Genomic DNA, 18,643 nt, shown 5'->3' on the forward strand with positions numbered 1-18,643 from the left:
GCGCCGCCCCGGCCTCGGCGCGCGTCCCGGATGCGGGAGCGGGCGAACGACCCCCTGCGGCGGGACGGGCCGGTCCCTGGCCTGAGGAGGCCGACTTCCGGGCGGGGCGGATGATCCCCGAGCGATATGATCTTCCCTCAGTTCACCCGGCCAACGACCCACGGGGAGTCATTCGTGCCGCTGCGCGAGCGTGCCCGCGCCGTCCTGGAGGCTCCGCGCTTCCAGCAGGCCGTCATCGCGATCATCCTGGTCAACGCCGCGACCCTGGGACTGGAGACCTCCGAGGTGGCGGTCGAGCGGTACGGCACGGCCCTGACCGTCATCGACCACGCCGCGCTCTACGTCTTCGTCGCCGAGTTGCTTGCCAAGGTCTACGTCTACCGGAGCCGGTTCTTCGCCGACCCGTGGAACCTGTTCGACACCTCGATCGTGACGATCTCCCTGTTGCCCGTCGCCAGTGGCCTCTCGGTGCTGCGGGCGTTGCGCATCCTGCGGGCGCTGCGCCTGATCTCGGTCGTGCCGAGTCTGCGCAGGGTGGTGACGGCGCTGCTCAACGCGGTGCCCGGGATGACGTCGATCGTGCTGTTGCTCGGCCTGGTGCTCTACGTGGCGGCGGTGATGGGCGCCAAGCTCTATCACGACACCGCGCCGGACTACTTCGGGGACCTGCCGACCTCGCTGTTCACCCTGTTCCAGATGATGACCGGGGACGGATGGTCGGACATCACCCGGGAGGTCATGGACGAGCACCCGGCGGCCTGGATCTTCTTCGTGGCCTTCATGCTGGTGTGCACCTTCGTGGTGCTGAACCTCTTCATCGCCGTCGTGGTCAGGGCCATGGAGGACGAGCACGCCGAGCAGTCGGCCGAGGCCGCGGCCCAGGAGGCCCTGACGGTCAGGGAGACGAACGAGGCGGTGCTCGCGGAGCTGACCGCGCTCAGGGCGGAGATCCGCGAGTTGCGGGACCGGGTCCCGGTGACGCCCGCCGGCCGCTGACCGGTGGGCGGGCGCCAGCGGTGAGCCCTCAGCGAGAGTAGAACTCCACGACGAGCTGCTCGTCGACCGGGATCACGATCTGCTCGCGCAGCGGGCGGCCGACGAGGGTGAACCTCAGGTCGGTGTGGCTGACGTCGAGGTAGGCGGCGATCCGGTCGTCGGCGTAGACGCCCTCCGCAGCCGCGACGAACGGCTGCATCGTCCTGGACCTCTGACGGACCGCGATGACCTGGCCGGGCTTGACCAGGTAGCTGGGGATGTCGACCTTGCGGCCGTCCACGGTGATGTGGCCGTGGGAGACGTACTGACGGGCCGCGTAGATCGACGGGGCGAGACCCGCCCGCAGGACCAGGGAGGCCAGACGGCTCTCCAGCAGCACGACCAGCTCGGCTCCCGAACGACCGGTGCCACGCAGCGCCATGTCCCAGTAGCGGCGCATCTGCCGCTCGGAGACGTCGTAGTACCAGCGCAGCTTCTGCTTCTCCATCAGCCGCAGGCCGTAGTCACCGGTCTGCCGCCTGTTCGTCTTGCGCCCGTGCTCGCCCGGAGGGTACGGCCGCTCCTCGAAGTAGCGCACGGCCTTGCGGGTCAGCGGGACGCCCGCCCTGCGGGACAGCCGCACCTTGGGCCCGGTGTAGCGCACGGTCACTCCTCTGTGATTAGGTTTGCCTTAGTGAGGTAAGCCTTACCTTAGGTGAAGGATTCCCCGATCTCAAGGAGAGCCTGTTCATGCAGCCCGTCACCGCTCCCCCGATCCCCGAACGGGTCCGCACCCTCGCCGCCACGGCCGTCCCGACCCACGTGTCCCTGACCGGGACCCGCCTGCCCGCCTCGCCCGCCAGGGGAGGCGTCGACGACCGGGGCCGCCCGGTGCTGCTGGTCATGCCGGGAGATCCGCTCCACGACGCGCTCGACGAACCCGTGGTGACCGTCGACCTGACGGCCAGCCGCAGTCTCGGAGCCGTCCAGGCCTCGCGCGGCCTGCTCAAGGTGCAGGGGTGGGCGCAGGCCGTACCCGATGGGGAGGCGCGGCAGGCCGCGATCGCGATCGCCGAACGCTGCCCCGACGAGGCGCTGTTCGAGGCTCTTGAGGGCCGTGGCCCCCGGCTGCTGCGGATCGACGTCGGCCAGGTGATCTATCTCACCGGCCCGGAGTCGGGGGTGCTCGACGGTGAGGAGTATCTCGGCGCCCGCCCCGACCCCCTGATGGACGTCGCCGAACGCCTGCTCGGCCATGTCAACGGCACACACCGTGACCAGCTTGAGACGGCGCTGGCCTGCCTGCTCGACGGGCCCGTCCCCGACGTATGGCTCTGGGAGCTCGACAGGTTCGGCGCGACCGTCCGCTCAGGCGTCGACGAGCCGACGCTGATCCGTCTGCCCTGGCCCGTCCCCGTCTCCGACGCCGGGTCCCTTGAGCGCGCCCTGCGCTGCCTGCTCTGTCACCGCTGACACGCCCGGCCTGCTCCCGTTCTCCCCGGCCGCGCCCCTGTCCGTTCACGGGACGCGCGGGGAGAGGGGTTGTCTCAGCTCTCGGGGACGACCTCCCTGGTGGTACGGATGACCTCGTCGACGAGCCCGTAGTCCCTGGCCTCGGTCGCGGTGAACCAGCGGTCGCGGTCCCAGTCCTCCTCGATCTGTTCCAGCGTCTGGCCGGTGTGGAAGGCGATCCGCTCACGCATGAGCTGCTTTGTGTACAGCATCTGCTCGGCCTGAATGGCGATGTCGGTTGCGGTGCCGCCCAGGCCTCCCGAGGGCTGGTGCATGATGATCCTGGCGTGCGGCAGCACGTAACGCTTGCCCGGCGCCCCCGCGCACAGCAGGAACTGCCCCATGGAGCCCGCGATGCCCATCGCGACCGTGGCGACGTCGTTGGGGATGTACTGCATGACGTCATAGATGGCCATGCCCGCCGAGACCGAGCCGCCCGGCGAGTTGATGTAGAGCCAGATGTCACGCCGGTCGTCGTCCGCGGACAGCAGGAGCAGCTCGGCGCAGATCCTGTTGGCCACCTCGTCGTTCACCTCCGTGCCGAGGACGACGATCCGTTTACGCAAAAGCCGCTGGTAGAGCTGATCCTCGGCGACGGGCCGCGAATTGGTCATCTCTTTCACCCACCCCGGAGCTGAATTTACGAATGACGATTCATCGCGACCATAACGCTCCCGGGCCGGCGTTCCCGCGCCGTTCGCTGTGAGCGCTTTCCGCTCACAGCGCACCTGGGAGCGGCTCCCATGGGTGACAGACAAACCTCCACCCCTGCCTCATCAAAGGATCAAGGCATCGTTCAAGATATGGGGATGCGACCGATCTCACCCGAACGCCGGGGCGGGCGAACCCACCCGGAGCGCGACCGTCGGAGCGTGTCATGAACTCCCCCATCCGTGTCCTGGACGCCCACACCACGAACCGCTGGGCGGACGTCGGAGCATTGATCTTCGAGTACATGGGAGCGACCCAGGCTGAGCTCGGTCTCCCTGTCCCGGTCTCCCTCGACGAGCTGCCCGCCCGCATGCAGAACGAATGCCGCGACCCCGGGTCCGTCTACCGCGACCCCGGCGTGTTCCTCGTCGCCTGCCACGACGACAGGCCGATCGGCGGCGTGGGTCTCAAGCCCCTCCCCGGGACGGACGCCGTCCAGGTGAGCCGTCTCTACGCGCGTCCCGGCCACCGTGGCGGGACGGGCAAACTGCTGATGGAGCACGCGCACAGACATGCCGAGCAGCGGGGTTTCGCCCGGCTGGTCCTCGACGTCATGCCCCAGCGCCACCAGGTCATCGGCCTCTACCGCCGCCTCGGCTACACCGAGGTCGAGCGCGAGGACCACCGCTCCTTCCGCATGCTCTCCATGGAACGGCTCATCACCCCCGCGTAGCCCCTTTCCCGCAGGCCCATGTTTATCTCCCTCGTCCTCGGACACTGGATATCCCTGTGCGGGGAAACTCCACATAGAGGATGTAAGGGGATGAATCACTCATGGGTGCGGAAGACAAGGTCTCCAACAAGGCCGAGGAGCTCGGGGGCAAGGTCAAGGAGGGCGCCGGGCGCCTCACCGACGACGAACGGCTTGAGGCCGAAGGTCGCGCCGACCAGAGCAAGAGCCACCTCAAGCAGGCGGGCGAGAAGCTGAAGGACGGCGCCGAGAAGGTCAAGGACGCCTTCAAGGACTGATTCCACCGGTCTCGCCGTGCCGTACGAGGCCCGGCGAGACCCGAGGTCCGCGAGGAAGGGGGACCGGCATGACGGTGACGCGGTTCCATGACCTGCCGCTGGCCGACTCCAGGCGACGCTGGAACAAGGAGGCCGCCGAGAGACGCGTACGCGCCTGGGCGGGGGCACAGCACAGGCCGAACGCCAAGTACCGCGAGGCCCACCTCTGGTACGACGGCGGCGAGCCCGACGAGTTCGGAAGCTACAAACTGCCCTTCGCCGACGTGGTCGACGGTGAGCTCAAGGCCGTCCCGCGCGCGCTGCACGCCGCCGCGGGCGTCGTCGAAGGGGCCAGAGGCGGGGTCGACGTCCCCGGTGGCGACGTCGGGCCGATCAAGTCCCATCTGGCCAGGTACTACTCCAAGATGCACGAGACACCGCCCTGGGAGGACTGAGCGCGGGGCCACACCCGCCGGAGAACCCCGCCCCGAAGGAGGAGACGATGACACCCGAGGAACAGCCGGAGCGGATGTCCGCGGACGGCAAGCCCATGGTCGGCGCGACACCCCGCGACGTGGTCCACATCAGGCTCGGCTCGTTCGCGTTGATCGCGGCCGTCGGCATCGGTGTGCTCGGCTTCGTGGCGGGTCTGACCTGGCTGACCGTGGTGATGGCGCTGGCGGTCGTCGTCGCGGTCGTCGACATCGCCCTGGCGGTCCGACGCCAGTCGCACGCCAGGAAGGGCACGACGACCGAGGCGGGCTGAGCGCCCTTCCTGGAGGACCGCCGCCCGCAGGCACGGCCCTCGGGAGTACAGGCTCCCGTGGGCGCGGCCGGGCACCGCCCTCAGGAGGGGGCGTCCACGGCCTCGGGCGACAGGATGTGGTCCAGGACCATGTGCGCGCAGCCGACGATGCCCGCGCCGGGGCCGAGTCTGCTCCGCTCGATCCGCAGGTTACGGGTCGACAGGGCCGTCGAGCGCCGGTGGACGACCTCGCGCACCCCGGCGAGCAGCGGCTGGAAGGTCTCGGCCACGTCCCCGCCCAGCACGACCACGGCGGGGTTGAGCAGGTTGACGGCGGTGGCGACGACCTCGCCGAGCATCCTGGCCGCGTTGCGGACGACGGTCATGGTCTCGGCGTCGCCCGCCCGCACCAGGCTCACCACGTCCGCAAGGGTTCTCACCTCGTGGCCCCTGGCGCGCAGGTCACGCAGGATCGCGGTGCCGCTGGCGACGGAGTCGACGCAGTCGACGTTGCCGCACCGGCAGAGCACCCCGCCGCCGTCGCGGACCGGGATGTGCCCGATCTCCCCGGCCGCGCCGAGCGCGCCGCGCAGGATCTCGCCGCCCGCGATGATGCCGGAGCCGATCCGGGTCGAGACCTTGATGAACAGCAGGTCGTCGGCCTGCCCGGCGTAGACGGCCCGGTGCTCGCCGATCGCGATGACGTTGACGTCGTTGTCGAGGAAGACCGGGGCGGGGAAACGGTCCGCGATGATCGGCGGGATCGTGACACCGGTCCAGCTCGCCATGATGCGGGCGCTCTCGGTACGGCCCGCCGCGAACTCGACCGTCGCGGGCACCCCGAGGCCGACCCCGCGCACCTGGGAGACGGGCCGGTCGCCGAGCAGTTCGCCCCAGGTCCGCATGACCAGGGGGAGGACGACGTCCGGCCCCTCCTCGACGTCGATGGCGAGGTCGGCGCGGGCCAGTTCTCCGCCCGCGAGGTCGCACACGGCGATCTGTGTCTTGCTCGCCCCGAGGGAGCCGACCAGCACGACGCCGCCCGAGGCGTTGAAGACCAGGCGGGTCGGCGGGCGGCCTCCGGTGGAGGGGCCGTCGCTGTCCTCGATGACGAGGCGGCGGTCCAGCAGCTCGGTGACCCGAAGCGAGACGGCGGGCCGGGACAGGCCGGTGACCCGGCCGATGTCCGCGCGCGTGATCGCCTCACCGGTGCGAATGAGGCGCAGAACCTCACCGCTGGTGGCGAGCGCGGCAGCGGGACGACGAGGCATCCGCTAAGTGAACCACACCCGCTTAGGAAATGAAAAGTTCAAACTTTCTCATCTAAGATGACAAAACTCCGCTTGTGTAGAGCGCAAGATCCGGATAGTGTCCGATCTATCCCTAATTCCGGTAGATCACCACGGAGTACTCCCCATGTCCGAGCTCCCGCAGTCCGCCGACCTGATCGTCTTCGGCGGTACAGGCGACCTCTCCATGCGGAAACTTCTCCCCGCGCTGTACCACTGCGACCGTGACGGCCGTCTCTCCCCCGAGACCCGCATCATCGCGATGTCCCGGGGCGGACTCGACGACGCCGACTTCCGCGGCAAGGTGGACGCCCAGGTCCGCGGCGCGGTACCGATCGACGACCTGAACGTCTGGGAACGCTTCCTCGGCAGGCTGCACCACGTCTCGGTCGACATCGGCGGCGAGGACACGGCCGGCTGGGAGCGGCTCGGCGCCATGCTCGCCGGGCACGAGCAGCGGACCCGGGTGTTCTACCTGGCCAGCCCGCCCATGACGTTCGGCCTCTTCTGCAGGCAGCTCGAACGTGTGGGGCTGGTCACCCCCGCCTCCCGGGTGGTGCTCGAAAAGCCGCTCGGCCGCGACCTGGCCAGCGCGCGGCGCATCAACGACGAGGTCGGCGCCATCTTCGACGAGCGCCAGATCCACCGCATCGACCACTACCTGGGCAAGGAGACCGTGCAGAACCTGCTCGTGCTCCGCTTCGCCAACGCCTTCCTTGAGCCGATCTGGAACTCCCTGTGGATCGACCACGTCCAGATCACCGCCTCGGAGACCGTCGGCACCCCCGGCAGGCGCGGCTACTACGACCACGCGGGCGCGCTGCGTGACATGGTGCAGAACCACCTGCTCCAGCTCCTGTGCCTGGTCGCGATGGAGCCCCCCTCGCGCAACGACCGCGAGGCCATCCGCGACGAGAAGGTCAAGGTCCTGCAGGCGCTGCGGCCCATCGTCGGCGGCGAGGTCGACCGGTTCACCGTCCGCGGCCAGTACACCGCGGGCGAGTCCGGCGGCGAGCAGGTCCCCGGATACCTCGACGAGCCGGACGGCACCGCGCCGACCGAGACCTCGCGCCGGGTGGAGACCTTCGCCGCGATCCGCGCCGAGGTGAAGAACTGGCGCTGGGCGGGCGTCCCCTTCTACCTGCGCACGGGCAAGCGCATGCCCCACCGGTACTCGGAGATCGTGGTGCAGTTCAAGGACGTGCCCCACTCGATCTTCCCCGGCAGCGCGCCCAACCGGCTGGTGCTGCGGCTGCAGCCCAGCGAAGGCATCCAGCTGCACATCATGGCCAAGGAGCCGGGCGCCGGCGAGGTCGCCCTCAAGCCGGTTCCGCTCAGCCTGAGCTTCGCCGAGACCTTCACCACCCGGGTGCCCGAGGCCTACGAGCGGCTGCTCATGGACGTCCTGACCGGCAACCCCACCCTGTTCATGCGGCGTGACGAGGTCGAGGCCGCCTGGCGGTGGATCGACCCGATCCTCGGCGAGTGGGAGGCGCACGGCACCCTGCCCGAGCCGTACCCCGCGGGCACCTCGGGTCCCGCGGGGGCCCACGAGCTCCTCGGCCGCAGCGGCCGTACCTGGCACGAGGAGGCCTCGGAGTGAACGAGCCCGCAGACCACGACGACCGACGAGGAGGCCGGATGAACCCCGCCATCCAGGAGATCACCGACCGCCTGGCCGAGCGCAGCCGCGCCAGCCGTGGCGCCTACCTCGCCCGGCTCGACGCCGAGGCGAGGACGGCCCGCGAGCGCGGGCCCGCGCGCGGACATCTCGGCTGCGCCAACCTGGCCCACGGCTTCGCCGCCGCCGGCAGGGACAAGCCGGACCTGATGGCCAACGTCAAGCCCGGCGTCGCGATCGTGTCGAGCTACAACGACATGCTGTCGGCGCACCAGCCGTACGAGACCTATCCGCCGATCCTCAAGGCGGCCGTGCGCGCGGCGGGCGGCGTCGCGCAGTTCGCCGGCGGCGTGCCCGCCATGTGCGACGGCATCACCCAGGGCCGCGCGGGAATGGAGCTGTCGCTCTACAGCCGCGAGGTCATCGCGATGTCCACCGCGATCGCGCTCTCGCACGACATGTTCGACGCCGGTCTCATGCTGGGCGTCTGCGACAAGATCGTGCCGGGCCTGCTGATCGGCGCGCTGCACTTCGGCCACCTGCCCGCGGTGTTCGTGCCCGCGGGCCCGATGACCTCGGGCCTGCCCAACAAGGTCAAGGCACGCACCCGGCAGCTCTTCGCCGAGGGCAAGGTCGGCAGGGAGGAACTGCTCGACGCCGAGTCGCGCTCCTACCACTCGCCCGGCACCTGCACCTTCTACGGCACCGCCAACTCCAACCAGGTCATGATCGAGGTCATGGGCCTGCACCTGCCGGGCTCGACGTTCGTCAACCCGCGCACCGAGCTGCGTGAGGCCCTGACGAAGGCCGCGGGCAGGCGGGCGGTCGAGATCACCGTGCACGGCGAGGAGTACACCCCCGTGGGGCGGGTCGTCGACGAGAAGGCGATCGTCAACGCCTGTGTGGCACTGCTGGCCACCGGCGGCTCGACCAACCACACGATGCACCTGGTGGCCATCGCCGCCGCAGCGGGCATCGAGCTGCTCTGGGACGACCTGGCCGCGTTGTCGAAGGTGGTGCCGCTGCTGACCCGCATGTACCCCAACGGCCAGGCCGACGTGAACCACTTCCAGGCCGCGGGCGGCATGCAGGTGCTCATCGGCGACCTGCTCGACGCCGGGCTGCTCCACGCCGACGTGCTGACCGTCGCCGGACACGGCCTCGACCACTACCGCTCGGCCCCCGGCCTCAAGGACGGCGCGGACGGCGAGCTGCTGTGGGAGGAGCGCACCGAGGGCAGCACCGACCCCGACGTGCTGCGTCCCGTCTCCGAGGCCTTCTCCCCCGACGGCGGCATCCACATGCTCGACGGCAACCTGGGCCGCGCGGTCAGCAAGGTCTCCGCGGTCAAGCCGGAGCACCTGGTCGTCGAGGCCCCGGCGAAGGTCTTCGACGACCAGCTCGAACTGCTGCGCGCCTTCGAGGCGGGCGAGCTCGACGGCCAGGACTTCGTCGCCGTCATCCGCTACCAGGGACCCAGCGCCAACGGCATGCCCGAACTGCACAAGCTCACCCCGCCGCTGGCGGTGCTGCTCGACCGGGGGCAGCGGGTGGCCATCGTCACCGACGGCCGCATGTCCGGGGCCTCCGGCAAGGTTCCCGCGGCCATCCACCTGTCGCCCGAGGCCGCGCACGGCGGGCCGATCGCACTGGTCAGGGACGGCGACCCGATCCGTCTCGACTCGACGGCAGGCACCCTTGAGCTACTCGTCCCCGCCGAGGAACTGGCGGCCCGCACCCCGCAGGGCGCCCCGCTCACCGACGCCCGGTGGGTCGGCACGGGACGTGAGCTGTTCGCCGCCTTCCGCCGTACGGCGGGCCCCGCCGAACGCGGCGCCGGGATCTTCGCCCTGAACGGCCACGCGGAGAGCCTTGAGGCCGGGGCATGAGGAACGCGCGATGGTGAGCCTGCCCTGGCTCCCCTGGCTTGTCGCCGACGTCGGGGGAACCAACGCCCGTTTCGGCCTGGTCACCGAGCCGGGCGGCGCCCCCGAGGCGGTGGCCGTGCTGGCCGGCGCCGATCACGAAGGGCTTCCCGAAGCCGTAGCCGCCTATCTCGCGGAACACGCGGGCGGAGTTCAGCCGGGAGCGGCCTGTATCGCGATCGCGGGTCCCGTCGAGGGAGACCGTTACCGGCTCACGAACGCGGGCTGGTCGGGCTCCGTGCACGCCCTCGGCATCCCCAACGCCGAACTGCTCAACGACTTCGAGGCCCTGGCCGCCTCCCTGCCCCACCTGGGCGGGGAGGATCTGGTCTCGCTCGGCGGCCCCGCGCCCTCGCACGGCATCAAGGCCGTGCTCGGGCCGGGAACGGGCCTCGGCGTCGGGGGTCTGGCGCCCGCGGCCGAGGGCTGGGTGCCGATCCCCAGCGAGGGCGGCCACGTCACCGTGCCGATCCTCGACGAGCGCGACCACGAGATCGTCCGCGCGCTGCGCTCCGAGGGGCTCGAACACGTGATCGCCGAGCACCTGCTGTCCGGCCCCGGCCTGACCCGGCTGCACCGTGCCCTGGCACTGGTGCGCGGGACCGACGCGCCGCGCCTGACCGCCGCCGACATCGTGGCCAGGATGGACGACTCGCTGTGCGCGGAGACCGTCGAGGTGTTCTGCTGCATGCTCGGCACCTTCGCCGGGAACGTGGCGCTCACCCTGGGCGCCAGGGGCGGCGTCTATCTCGGCGGCGGCGTGCTGCCCCGTATGGTGGGACGGGTTCTCTCCAGCGGCTTCCGCCGCCGGTTCGAGAGCACCCCCATGCTGAACGACTACCTTTCCGGCATCGCCACGAACCTGATCGTGGCGCCCCAGCCCGCGCTCGTCGGCGCGGCGGCGTGGCTGAGCCAGCGCCTGTCCAACATGGAGTATCGATGAGTCTGCTCGACATCGCCCCGGTGATCCCGGTCGTCGTGATCGACGACCCGGAGACCGCGGTCCCCATGGCCCGTGCCCTGGTCCGGGGCGGCCTGCCCGTGATCGAGGTCACCCTCCGCGCCGAGGGCGCGCTGGAGGCCGTCGAGCGGATCGCCGCCGAGGTGCCCGAGGCCGTCATCGGCGCGGGGACCATCCGTACCGGCGCGGACGTGGACGCCGCCGTCAAGGCCGGTGCCCGGTTCCTGGTCAGCCCCGGCTCCACGCCCTCGCTGCTGGACGCCATGCGGGACAGCGGCGTGCCGTTCCTGCCGGGCGTCGCGACCGCCTCCGAGGTTCTGGCGCTGGCCGAGCGCGGCCTGACCGAGATGAAGTTCTTCCCCGCCGAGGCCGCGGGCGGGCTGCCGTACCTGAAGGCGCTGGCCGGACCGCTGGCGGAGGTGCGGTTCTGCCCGACGGGCGGCATCAAGCCCGCGACGGCCGCGACCTACCTCGCGCTGCCCAACGTCGGGTGTGTCGGCGGCAGCTGGCTCACCCCGGCGGACGCGCTGGCCTCCGGTGACTACTCCCGCATCGAGCGACTGGCCGCGGAGGCCGCCGCTCTCCGCTGAGCGACGTTCACGGGGTGGAGCCGGGAGCACCGTTCCTTTACCCTGTAGGGGCGAGGGGAGTACTTCCCAAGAGCCGACCCGGTCAGTACGGACGTCCCACGGCGTCCCCGGGCGGCCGCCCGCACGGCGCGGGTGAAGGAGACCTCGGATGACCGCGTCATTCGAGGAGTCGCCATGCCCACCCTCCCCTCCCCCACCGGCGACACGCCCTCCTTTCCTCTCGGGGGAGGGGCCGCGACGGTCCTGACCTATCCGCCGGGTTCCCTGGTCCTGCTCGCTGGTCTCCCCGGCGCGGGCAAGAGCACTCTGCTCGACCGGCTGTACGGCCTCAGCGGCGACGAACGGGAGCCGGTCGCCGCCGGCGGTACCCGGGTGATCGACTCACGGCAGTCACGCAACTGGTGGGCCCGCTATCTCGGGCCGGTCCCACATCGGGCCCGCACTCCGCTCGTGCATGCCACACATGTGTGGCGGATCGCACGGGCGGTGCTCGGCGGGCACGACGTGGTCGCGCACACCCGGGGCACCTGGCCGCACATTCTGCACGGCTTCGCCTGGCTGGCCCGCAGGGCAGGCGGCGAGGTCCACCTCGTCCTGCTCGACGTCGACCCCGAGACGGCGCGGGCCGGGCAGCGCGCCCGGGGGCGCACGGTCACCGCGACGACCTTCGCCAGGCACCGCCGCCGCTGGCGGGACCTGGTCGGCCGGGCCCGGCGCGGCCCCCTGCCGCCCGCCGCGGGTGTGACCCTGCTGGACAGGCCGGCGGCGGACCGGGTCGGCGCGATCCGCTTCACCGGCCCGCGCCGGCCTCCCTCCCGGAGGGGAAACGCAGGTCGGCCAGGATCGGCCGGTGGTCGCTGACCGACCTGGGCAGCACCCGGCTGTCGAGCGCCTCCAGCCCCCGGGTGAGCACGTGGTCGAGGCGCACCAGGGGCAGCGTGGCCGGCCAGGTGAACTGCAGGCCGGAGCCCGCCCGCTCGGCCGCGGGTGAGAGCGTCTCGGTGAGCGCGCGCAGCTCCCGGTCGGTCGAGGCGGTGTTGAGGTCGCCGACGACGATGATCCGGGGGCTCGGATCGGCCCTGATCGCCGCGGCCAGCGCCTCGACCTGGGCGTTGCGCTCGGCGATGACCCACCGCTCCCCCGGGCGGAAGGACGCCAGGTGCACGGCGTAGAGGTTGACCCGGCCGTGCGGGGTACGGATGGTCGCCCACCGGGAGCGCGGCACCCCGGGCACCGACTTGGGCCTGCCCACGAAGGGATATCTGCTCCACACCGCGATGCCGGGGTTGTCGGGGAACCGGTAGGGCAGGTCGGGGTCGATCTCCGCGGCGAAGGCGGGATCGACCGTCCCGTTCATCAGGACCGGGTCGTCGTAGAGCTCGGCCGCCACCAGGATGTCGGGGCGCGCCGCGCGAAGGGCCCTCGCGGTCCCGGCGAGGTCGGGGTTGGCCATGTTGACGTTCTGGTGGACCACGCGCAGGTCCGGCTGCCCGGCCCGGACGGCGGGCACGAACGCGGGCCCGAACATCACCCCCCACGTCACGGCCGGAACCAGCGCCCCCGCGGTGGCGAGCCGTGACCTCCTGGCGAGAGCGGCCACGGCCAGCAGCGGGACCACGAGACCGAACCACGGCAGGGCGCTGTCGAGCGTGTTGCCCCATCCCCGCCAGTTCGGCACCAGCCGGTGCCCGGCGAGGACGAGGGCGGTCAGTGTGCCCGCGGCCGCGACGAGCCCGCCCCGAAACCGCTGCGCCATGACGTTCCAGAGATCCCTTCGACGGCCGGGCCCGCGCGTACGGCCCCGCCGTGGGATCCGGGGCCGCGCGGAACGGTCCACGCCCCGGGTCCGCCGTACTCGGTGGCCGGGCGGACGACTCTACCGCCGTCCGCCCCTTTCCGCCCCGCCCGGCAGGACCAGGCGGAAAGGGGCGTCTCTTTCTGGCCTACCGGACGGGTACCGGGCGTGGACGGCTCCCGTCCGTCACGCCCGGCGCGACCCCGGCCGCGAGCATGACCCCGGACACGGCCGGCGGCCGCGACAGGGCGGGGGAAGGCGGCTCCTCAGGACGGTCCCCCGTGACCGGCCCTCGCAACGCCCTGCCCGGCGGCGGCACCGTCCTGTCCGGCGGAGGCGCGAAGGAGGGGCGGCGTTCCCCCGGCCGCCCTGCCTGCCCGTCGCCGTGCTCGCCGCTGTGATCGCCTCCGTACCCGCCGTCGTACTCACCGTCCTGTCCGCCGTCCAGCTCGACGTAACGCAGCATCACCCCACGCGCGACGGTCGCGGGGTTGTCCACCCCGTAGACGGCGTAGAGCCGCCGTCCCGTCCGCCGCGACAGGTGTCCGGCCCACCAGCGGTAGACCGTTCCGTCCGTCCAGACCACCAGGTCTCCGTGCACGGAGACCAGCGCCAGACCGTAACCCCCGTGGACGTCACCCTTGACTCCCCGACTGGCCAGCTCGTCATTGAGCAGACCTGCGGCACGCACGGCGGGCGTCCAGGCGGATGTGCCGTGGACGATCGTCACCACCGTCCACCTCCTCTCGGTAATCGATGCAAGCGATTCTTCGTTTCCACTTCCCAGAGTGAACAGGAGTGATTACTTTCTGTAGATGTTCGACTACGAAGAGGTACATGCACCTCGGTTCGGGTCGGCTGTAGGTTCCACCCCGACCCCTGTAGGACCCAGAAAGACGGGAGCCCCCCATGCCCGCCCCCAAAGAGCTGGACCCCAGCACGAGCGTCAGCGCTTACTGGGGTTCCGAGCTGCGCAGGTTGCGCGAGGCGATGGGCTGGAGCCAGCAGGAGCTGGCCAGACGGACCTCGTACTCCACCTCACTGGTCGGCTTGATCGAGACCGCCGCACGTGCTCCCACCAGGAAGTTCGCACAGAGATGCGATGAGGTCCTGGAGACCGGCGGCACCCTCGTCAAGCTCTGGCCGCTGATCGGCAGGGAGTCCTCCCCCGCGTGGGTGCGCTCGCTGTTCGAGCTGGAGTGGGAGGCAAGGACGCTGCGTAACTATCAGCTGTCGGTGGTTCCCGGGTTGCTACAGACCGAGGACTACGCACGGGCGCTGACCCGGGCGGGAAGGCCGTTCGACACCGAGAAGGAGGTTGAGGAGATGATTACTGTGCGTATGCAACGCCAGCGACTGCTCGACCGGCCGGACCCGCCGATCCTCTTCGTCCTGCTGGACGAAGCCGTGCTGACCCGCCCCATCGGTGGCGGCGCGGTCATGCGCGCGCAGTTGCAACACCTTCTGGATGCCACGATGCGACCGCGGATCACCATCCAGGTGATCCCCTTCGACGTGGGCGCCTATGCCGGGCTCGCAGGGCCCATCTTGGTCCTGTCCTTCAAAGGCGCCCCCGACATCGTGTACATGGAGAACGCGGAAGCCGCACAGCTTCTGATCGATCCAGCGCGGGTCGACCCTCTATCGGCCCAGTTCGACGCCCTGCGCTCATATGCCCTACCCCAGGCCGCATCGGCGGCCTTCATCGAGAAAAGGATGCATTCATGGACCTGACCGGCGCACAGTGGCGCAAGAGCAGCCGTAGCAACGGAAACGGCGGCGAGTGCGTGGAGGTGGCCGACAACCTCCCCGGCGTCATCGCGGTTCGCGACAGCAAGAACCCCGATGGCCCGGCTCTGCTGTTCAGCCCCCAGGTTTGGGCCGACTTCCTGACGCGTGTCAAGACCGGCGTGGTCTGACACAGGTCCGTGAGGCCCCCGCTCCGGCGGGGGCCTCGTGCTTTTTCGCTCCCGTTTTTGGGGTTTCTTGACCGGCTGCTCCCCGAGGGGCTCGTGCCCGCGGTGCTAGCTTTCTCATGATCGAGAACCTGAACGGGGGCTTTTCGAAAAGGACGCCGAACGTGGGTTTCACGCAGTACTCGACCCGGTTTCGCCGCGTTTCCCGAGAGATCATTTCCGGAAAAATCCGGATAATGTGCCGCCAGCCGGTTCCCGTTCCCCACCGTTCCACGCGGAACGACGGGCCGCCGTGGCCCGGCCACCTCTGAGAGCGCGGAGGCGAGACGCGTGCGCAGATTCCTGCCGTTGCTCGGCTGCCTGACGGCGGGCGGCGTCCTGCTGGCCCTGTTCGGCCCCGGTGATCCGGCACCCGGTCCCGGAACACCGCCCGGAGCCTCGACCGGACCTGACGGGTCCTCCGCCGGAGGCTCACGGACCTCCCGGACGCGGACCGACCCCGTCGCGGACGCGCGCGCCCGCCTGCGTGAGCATCCCGCCAACGCGCGGGCCTGGACGGCGCTCGGCGACGCCCATCTCGACGCGGCGGGGCGCACCGGCGACCCGGCCCACTACGTCCTGGCGCGCTCGGCCTTCAGGTACTCGCTGAACCTGTCCCCCGAGGCCGACGCGATGATCGGCATGGGTGTGATCGCCAACGTCAGGCACGACCACGGCGCCGCCCGTGCTTGGGGAACACGGGCCCGCAGGACCGCGCCGCGCCGCTGGCCGCTGTACACGGTGCTGGCCGACGCCTACACCGGGCTCGGCCGGTACGACAGGGCGGACCTCGCCCTGAGGCGGATGCTCGGCGGCACCCCGGACGTGGCCTCGCTCACCCGGGCCGCCGACCTGCTGCGGCTGCGCGGTGAGAGCGGGCGGGCCAGGGCCGTGCTCCGCAGAGCCGGGTTCGCGGCCTCCTCCCCCGCGGAGCTGGCGTGCCAGGCCCATGGGCTCGGCGAGCTCGAATGGAGTCTGGGACGGCCGCGGCGGGCCGTACGCGCCTACGGGCGGGCGCTCGCCGCCGACCCCGAGCACGCCCCCTCGTACGCGGGACGGGCCAGGGCGGAGGCGGCGCTCGGCTGGACCGGCGCGGCGATCCGCGACTACGGCGCCGCGGCGGCCCGCGACCCCGGCTACACGGCCGACCTCGGCGAGCTGTACGAGTACCTCGGGCGGCCGGAGCGGGCCGCGCGGCAGTACGCCCTGTTCGCCTCCCACGGCCTGGCGAGGGTGGACGCGCTGAGGGCGGGACGGTTCGAGGCCGACCACGGCGACCCCGCCTCCGCCGTACGGCGCCTGCGGGCCGAGTGGAACGGGCACGGCGGCGCGGACGTCGCCGACGCCCTGGCGTGGGCGCTGCACCGGGCCGGCCACGACGCCGAGGCGGCCGGGTACGCCGCCCGTGCCGAACCCCCCGGCTCCCGGAACGCGCAGGCCGCCTACCACCGGGGCGAGATCGCGCGTGCCCTCGGCGACACGGCCGCCGCCCGCGCCCACCTGGCCAGGGCGTTGCGGATCAACCCCTACTTCTCCCTCGACGGCGCGCCCCGGGCCAGGCAGGCGCTGATCGACCTGCCCAGGACGCCGCCCCCTCCCCCGCCCGCGCCCTCTCCCAGGCCGTCGTCCAAGCCGTCGTCCAAGCCGTCGCCCTCCGGGATCCCCGCCCCGTCCGCCGCGCCGCGGAGGTCACAGCGGTAGGACGCCACCGGGTTTGAGGGCCTTCATGGCGATCTGGGAGGTCAGCTTGTCGAGGCCGGGCAGTTTGCCGAGCCGTTCGAGGCACAGCTGGCTGTAGGCCTCCATGTCGGGCACCGCGATCCGCAGCACGTAGTCGGGGCGGCCGAACATGCGCAGGCACTCGACCACGTCCTCGATCTCCAGGACCGCGGCCTCGAAGGCGGTGACGGTCTCCGCGTCCTGGCCCTCAAGCTCCACGTACGCCAGAACCTGGAAGCCGCGCCCGACGGCCGCCGGGTCGATGACGGCCCGGTAACCGCTGATCACCCCCGACTCCTCAAGGTTGCGGACCCGGCGCAGACACGGCGAGGGAGTGAGCCTCACCCGCTCGGCGAGTTCGAGGTTGCTGAGCCTGCCCTCCACCTGGAGAAGGCCGATGATTGCGCGATCTGTGGCATCCATGGCATCAGATGCTATCCACTCAGCAGTGGACAATAAATATTGACATCATATTTCGGACAGCCTGACATAACCTTGCGGCAACCAAAGTGCACCACGGCAAGACGGGACCACCGATCATGACGATCTCCGCCGAAACCCGCGCAACGGCTCCCGACGACCGCTACGCCCTCGAAGAGGGCCAGGTGTTCATGACCGGCACGCAGGCCCTGGTCCGCGTGATCCTCGACCAGATGCGCGCCGACCGCGCGGCCGGTCTCGAAACCGGCGCCATGGTCTCCGGCTACCCCGGTTCCCCCCTCGGGGGCTTCGACCTCGAACTCTCCCGCTCGCGGCGGCACGCCGAGCCCCTGGACGTCGTGCACCGTCCCGGCCAGAACGAGGAGCTCGGCGCCACGGCCGTCTGGGGCAGCCAGCTCGTCCCCGGCCTGCCCCGGCCGCGCAAGGCCGGCGTCCTCGGCGTCTGGTACGGCAAGGCCCCCGGTGTCGACCGCGCCGCCGACGCGCTGCGGCACGGCAACTTCGTCGGCGCCCACCCCGACGGCGGCCTGATCGCCCTGTGCGGGGACGACCCGATCTGCAAGTCCTCCACGCTCCCCTCGGCGACGGAGAGCACGCTGGCCTCCTTCGGCATGCCGATCGTCCATCCGGGAAGCGTCCAGGAGCTGCTCGATCTCGGCCGCCACGCCATCGCCGCCTCCCGGGCCAGCGGCCTGTGGGTGGCCGTCAAGACGGTGACCGACGTCGTCGACGCCAGCGGCACGGTCGAGGTGGGACCCGGCCGTGTGGTCCCGGTCACGCCCGTCGTCGAGTACCAGGGCAGGCCGTACCGGCACACGCCCGACGCGACCCTGCTCACGCCGTGGTCACTGGAGATGGAGCGGACCCTCACCGGCCCGCGCCTCGACCTGGCCCGTGCCTACGCCAGGGAGAACGGCCTCAACCGCGTCACCGTCGACCCCCGGGACGCCTGGCTCGGCGTCGTCGCCTCCGGCACCGCCTACTACGACGTGTGCGAGGCCTTCCGCAGGCTGGGCGTCGACCCGGCGGAGCTCGGCGTCCGCGTCCTCAAGATAGGCATGATCTGGCCGCTCGAACCGGAGATCGTCAGGACCTTCGCCAGGGGGCTCAAGGAGATCCTCGTCGTCGAGGAGAAGGACCCGCTGCTTGAGGGCCTGGTCAAGGACGTCCTGTACGGCACCGCCGACGCCCCCCGCGTGCTGGGCAAGCTCGACGAGAACGGCGCCCCGCTGATCCCGAGGAGCGGCGGCGTCGACGCCGACCTGGCGGCGAAGGCGCTGGCCTTCCGGCTGCGCAGGGCCGGACTCGACCCGGCGGCCGGCGACCGGGTCGACAGGGGGCTGGCGGTGATCTCCCGTCCGGCGCCGCTGAAGCTGCTCGGCCCGCAGCGCACCCCCTTCTTCTGTTCCGGCTGCCCGCACAACCGCTCGACCGCGGTGCCCGACGGTGCCCCCGT

The 18,643-nt window shown here is 71.2% G+C and carries 20 protein-coding genes and 1 pseudogene; 15 read left to right on the top strand and 6 right to left on the bottom strand.

Annotation, left to right across the window (positions count from 1 at the left end; genetic code table 11):
- The first annotated feature begins 174 nt into the window (after nucleotides 1-174).
- The gene (locus tag ACFOYY_RS12120) at nucleotides 175-996 is read left to right on the top strand and encodes an ion transporter (protein WP_386189823.1); all 822 of its coding nucleotides are present in this window, start codon (nucleotides 175-177) and stop codon (nucleotides 994-996) included.
- 28 nt (nucleotides 997-1,024) lie between these two features.
- Here the strand turns inward: ACFOYY_RS12120 and rpsD are convergent, their stop codons facing one another.
- Nucleotides 1,025-1,639 (bottom strand): 30S ribosomal protein S4, encoded by a 615-nt coding sequence (rpsD, locus tag ACFOYY_RS12125; protein WP_386189824.1) that lies wholly within the window; start codon nucleotides 1,637-1,639, stop codon nucleotides 1,025-1,027.
- 86 nt (nucleotides 1,640-1,725) lie between these two features.
- On the opposite strand from rpsD, the gene ACFOYY_RS12130 reads away from it, so the two are divergent.
- A complete protein-coding gene (locus ACFOYY_RS12130; protein WP_352009363.1) occupies nucleotides 1,726-2,448 on the top strand; it encodes a DUF2470 domain-containing protein in 723 nt (240 codons plus the stop codon).
- A gap of 74 nt (nucleotides 2,449-2,522) precedes the next feature.
- On the opposite strand, the gene ACFOYY_RS12135 is transcribed toward ACFOYY_RS12130, so the two are convergent.
- On the bottom strand, nucleotides 2,523-3,101 hold the full coding sequence (locus ACFOYY_RS12135; protein ID WP_352009362.1) for a ClpP family protease: 579 nt from the start codon (nucleotides 3,099-3,101) through the stop codon (nucleotides 2,523-2,525).
- A gap of 263 nt (nucleotides 3,102-3,364) precedes the next feature.
- Between ACFOYY_RS12135 and ACFOYY_RS12140 the strand changes: the two genes are divergently transcribed.
- The 4 genes from ACFOYY_RS12140 to ACFOYY_RS12155 all read left to right on the top strand — a co-directional run bounded on the left by ACFOYY_RS12140 (nucleotide 3,365) and on the right by ACFOYY_RS12155 (nucleotide 4,912).
- Complete coding sequence (locus tag ACFOYY_RS12140; RefSeq protein ID WP_352009361.1) at nucleotides 3,365-3,871, top strand: GNAT family N-acetyltransferase; 507 nt, start codon at nucleotides 3,365-3,367, stop codon at nucleotides 3,869-3,871.
- A gap of 101 nt (nucleotides 3,872-3,972) precedes the next feature.
- On the top strand, nucleotides 3,973-4,167 hold the full coding sequence (locus ACFOYY_RS12145) for a CsbD family protein (protein ID WP_352009360.1): 195 nt from the start codon (nucleotides 3,973-3,975) through the stop codon (nucleotides 4,165-4,167).
- A 68-nt stretch (nucleotides 4,168-4,235) separates the two neighbouring features.
- Nucleotides 4,236-4,601, top strand: a complete 366-nt coding sequence (locus tag ACFOYY_RS12150; protein ID WP_352009359.1) for a hypothetical protein — start codon at nucleotides 4,236-4,238, stop codon at nucleotides 4,599-4,601.
- 47 nt (nucleotides 4,602-4,648) lie between these two features.
- Complete coding sequence (locus ACFOYY_RS12155; RefSeq protein ID WP_352009358.1) at nucleotides 4,649-4,912, top strand: hypothetical protein; 264 nt, start codon at nucleotides 4,649-4,651, stop codon at nucleotides 4,910-4,912.
- 80 nt (nucleotides 4,913-4,992) lie between these two features.
- Here ACFOYY_RS12155 and ACFOYY_RS12160 read toward each other — a convergent pair whose 3' ends face one another.
- Complete coding sequence (locus tag ACFOYY_RS12160; RefSeq protein ID WP_352009357.1) at nucleotides 4,993-6,162, bottom strand: ROK family transcriptional regulator; 1,170 nt, start codon at nucleotides 6,160-6,162, stop codon at nucleotides 4,993-4,995.
- A 145-nt stretch (nucleotides 6,163-6,307) separates the two neighbouring features.
- On the opposite strand from ACFOYY_RS12160, the gene zwf reads away from it, so the two are divergent.
- The 5 genes from zwf to ACFOYY_RS12185 all read left to right on the top strand — a co-directional run bounded on the left by zwf (nucleotide 6,308) and on the right by ACFOYY_RS12185 (nucleotide 12,138).
- Complete coding sequence (gene zwf, locus ACFOYY_RS12165) at nucleotides 6,308-7,783, top strand: glucose-6-phosphate dehydrogenase (RefSeq protein WP_386189825.1); 1,476 nt, start codon at nucleotides 6,308-6,310, stop codon at nucleotides 7,781-7,783.
- Between the two features lie 38 nt (nucleotides 7,784-7,821).
- A complete protein-coding gene (gene edd, locus ACFOYY_RS12170) occupies nucleotides 7,822-9,690 on the top strand; it encodes a phosphogluconate dehydratase (protein WP_386189826.1) in 1,869 nt (622 codons plus the stop codon).
- 10 nt (nucleotides 9,691-9,700) lie between these two features.
- Nucleotides 9,701-10,669, top strand: a complete 969-nt coding sequence (locus ACFOYY_RS12175) for a glucokinase (protein WP_352009354.1) — start codon at nucleotides 9,701-9,703, stop codon at nucleotides 10,667-10,669.
- A complete protein-coding gene (eda, locus tag ACFOYY_RS12180; protein WP_386189827.1) occupies nucleotides 10,666-11,277 on the top strand; it encodes a bifunctional 4-hydroxy-2-oxoglutarate aldolase/2-dehydro-3-deoxy-phosphogluconate aldolase in 612 nt (203 codons plus the stop codon). The genes ACFOYY_RS12175 and eda overlap by 4 nt, the downstream gene beginning before the upstream one ends.
- A gap of 174 nt (nucleotides 11,278-11,451) precedes the next feature.
- Nucleotides 11,452-12,138, top strand: coding sequence for an AAA family ATPase (locus tag ACFOYY_RS12185; protein ID WP_352009352.1), 687 nt, complete (start codon nucleotides 11,452-11,454; stop codon nucleotides 12,136-12,138).
- On the opposite strand, the gene ACFOYY_RS12190 is transcribed toward ACFOYY_RS12185, so the two are convergent.
- Together ACFOYY_RS12190 and ACFOYY_RS12195 are read right to left on the bottom strand one after the other, a co-directional pair.
- On the bottom strand, nucleotides 12,068-13,033 hold the full coding sequence (locus ACFOYY_RS12190; protein WP_386189828.1) for an endonuclease/exonuclease/phosphatase family protein: 966 nt from the start codon (nucleotides 13,031-13,033) through the stop codon (nucleotides 12,068-12,070). The two genes, ACFOYY_RS12185 and ACFOYY_RS12190, sit on opposite strands and share 71 nt — an antisense overlap.
- A 187-nt stretch (nucleotides 13,034-13,220) precedes the next feature.
- The gene (locus ACFOYY_RS12195; protein WP_386189829.1) at nucleotides 13,221-13,805 is read right to left on the bottom strand and encodes a hypothetical protein; all 585 of its coding nucleotides are present in this window, start codon (nucleotides 13,803-13,805) and stop codon (nucleotides 13,221-13,223) included.
- A 176-nt stretch (nucleotides 13,806-13,981) separates the two neighbouring features.
- Between ACFOYY_RS12195 and ACFOYY_RS12200 the strand changes: the two genes are divergently transcribed.
- The 3 genes from ACFOYY_RS12200 to ACFOYY_RS12210 all read left to right on the top strand — a co-directional run bounded on the left by ACFOYY_RS12200 (nucleotide 13,982) and on the right by ACFOYY_RS12210 (nucleotide 16,728).
- Nucleotides 13,982-14,806 (top strand): helix-turn-helix domain-containing protein, encoded by an 825-nt coding sequence (locus ACFOYY_RS12200; protein ID WP_352009349.1) that lies wholly within the window; start codon nucleotides 13,982-13,984, stop codon nucleotides 14,804-14,806.
- Entirely contained in the window at nucleotides 14,797-14,991 is a 195-nt protein-coding gene (locus ACFOYY_RS12205; RefSeq protein WP_352009348.1) for a DUF397 domain-containing protein, read from the top strand. The genes ACFOYY_RS12200 and ACFOYY_RS12205 overlap by 10 nt, the downstream gene beginning before the upstream one ends.
- Before the next feature lie 327 nt (nucleotides 14,992-15,318).
- Complete coding sequence (locus ACFOYY_RS12210; RefSeq protein WP_386189830.1) at nucleotides 15,319-16,728, top strand: tetratricopeptide repeat protein; 1,410 nt, start codon at nucleotides 15,319-15,321, stop codon at nucleotides 16,726-16,728.
- Here the strand turns inward: ACFOYY_RS12210 and ACFOYY_RS12215 are convergent.
- Entirely contained in the window at nucleotides 16,717-17,169 is a 453-nt protein-coding gene (locus ACFOYY_RS12215; protein ID WP_352009346.1) for an Lrp/AsnC family transcriptional regulator, read from the bottom strand. The genes ACFOYY_RS12210 and ACFOYY_RS12215 overlap by 12 nt on opposite strands.
- A gap of 116 nt (nucleotides 17,170-17,285) precedes the next feature.
- Here ACFOYY_RS12215 and ACFOYY_RS12220 point away from each other — a divergent pair.
- Nucleotides 17,286-18,643 (top strand): annotated as a pseudogene (locus ACFOYY_RS12220) (indolepyruvate ferredoxin oxidoreductase family protein); the annotation flags it as partial.

The sequence above is a fragment of the Streptosporangium jomthongense genome (assembly GCF_042650425.1).
Classification (GTDB): domain Bacteria; phylum Actinomycetota; class Actinomycetes; order Streptosporangiales; family Streptosporangiaceae; genus Streptosporangium.

Bases quoted from the DNA above. Each gene is read 5' to 3' on its own strand.
- ACFOYY_RS12145 (WP_352009360.1), top strand. From the start codon at position 3,973: ATGGGTGCGGAAGACAAGGTCTCCAACAAGGCCGAGGAGCTCGGGGGC.
- ACFOYY_RS12130 (WP_352009363.1), top strand. From the start codon at position 1,726: ATGCAGCCCGTCACCGCTCCCCCGATCCCCGAACGGGTCCGCACCCTC.
- ACFOYY_RS12155 (WP_352009358.1), top strand. From the start codon at position 4,649: ATGACACCCGAGGAACAGCCGGAGCGGATGTCCGCGGACGGCAAGCCC.
- zwf (WP_386189825.1), top strand. From the start codon at position 6,308: ATGTCCGAGCTCCCGCAGTCCGCCGACCTGATCGTCTTCGGCGGTACA.
- edd (WP_386189826.1), top strand. From the start codon at position 7,822: ATGAACCCCGCCATCCAGGAGATCACCGACCGCCTGGCCGAGCGCAGC.
- ACFOYY_RS12140 (WP_352009361.1), top strand. From the start codon at position 3,365: ATGAACTCCCCCATCCGTGTCCTGGACGCCCACACCACGAACCGCTGG.
- ACFOYY_RS12150 (WP_352009359.1), top strand. From the start codon at position 4,236: ATGACGGTGACGCGGTTCCATGACCTGCCGCTGGCCGACTCCAGGCGA.
- ACFOYY_RS12205 (WP_352009348.1), top strand. From the start codon at position 14,797: ATGGACCTGACCGGCGCACAGTGGCGCAAGAGCAGCCGTAGCAACGGA.
- eda (WP_386189827.1), top strand. From the start codon at position 10,666: ATGAGTCTGCTCGACATCGCCCCGGTGATCCCGGTCGTCGTGATCGAC.
- ACFOYY_RS12185 (WP_352009352.1), top strand. From the start codon at position 11,452: ATGCCCACCCTCCCCTCCCCCACCGGCGACACGCCCTCCTTTCCTCTC.
- ACFOYY_RS12200 (WP_352009349.1), top strand. From the start codon at position 13,982: ATGCCCGCCCCCAAAGAGCTGGACCCCAGCACGAGCGTCAGCGCTTAC.
- ACFOYY_RS12160 (WP_352009357.1), bottom strand. From the start codon at position 6,162: ATGCCTCGTCGTCCCGCTGCCGCGCTCGCCACCAGCGGTGAGGTTCTG.
- ACFOYY_RS12175 (WP_352009354.1), top strand. From the start codon at position 9,701: ATGGTGAGCCTGCCCTGGCTCCCCTGGCTTGTCGCCGACGTCGGGGGA.
- ACFOYY_RS12190 (WP_386189828.1), bottom strand. From the start codon at position 13,033: ATGGCGCAGCGGTTTCGGGGCGGGCTCGTCGCGGCCGCGGGCACACTG.
- ACFOYY_RS12135 (WP_352009362.1), bottom strand. From the start codon at position 3,101: ATGACCAATTCGCGGCCCGTCGCCGAGGATCAGCTCTACCAGCGGCTT.
- ACFOYY_RS12215 (WP_352009346.1), bottom strand. From the start codon at position 17,169: ATGGATGCCACAGATCGCGCAATCATCGGCCTTCTCCAGGTGGAGGGC.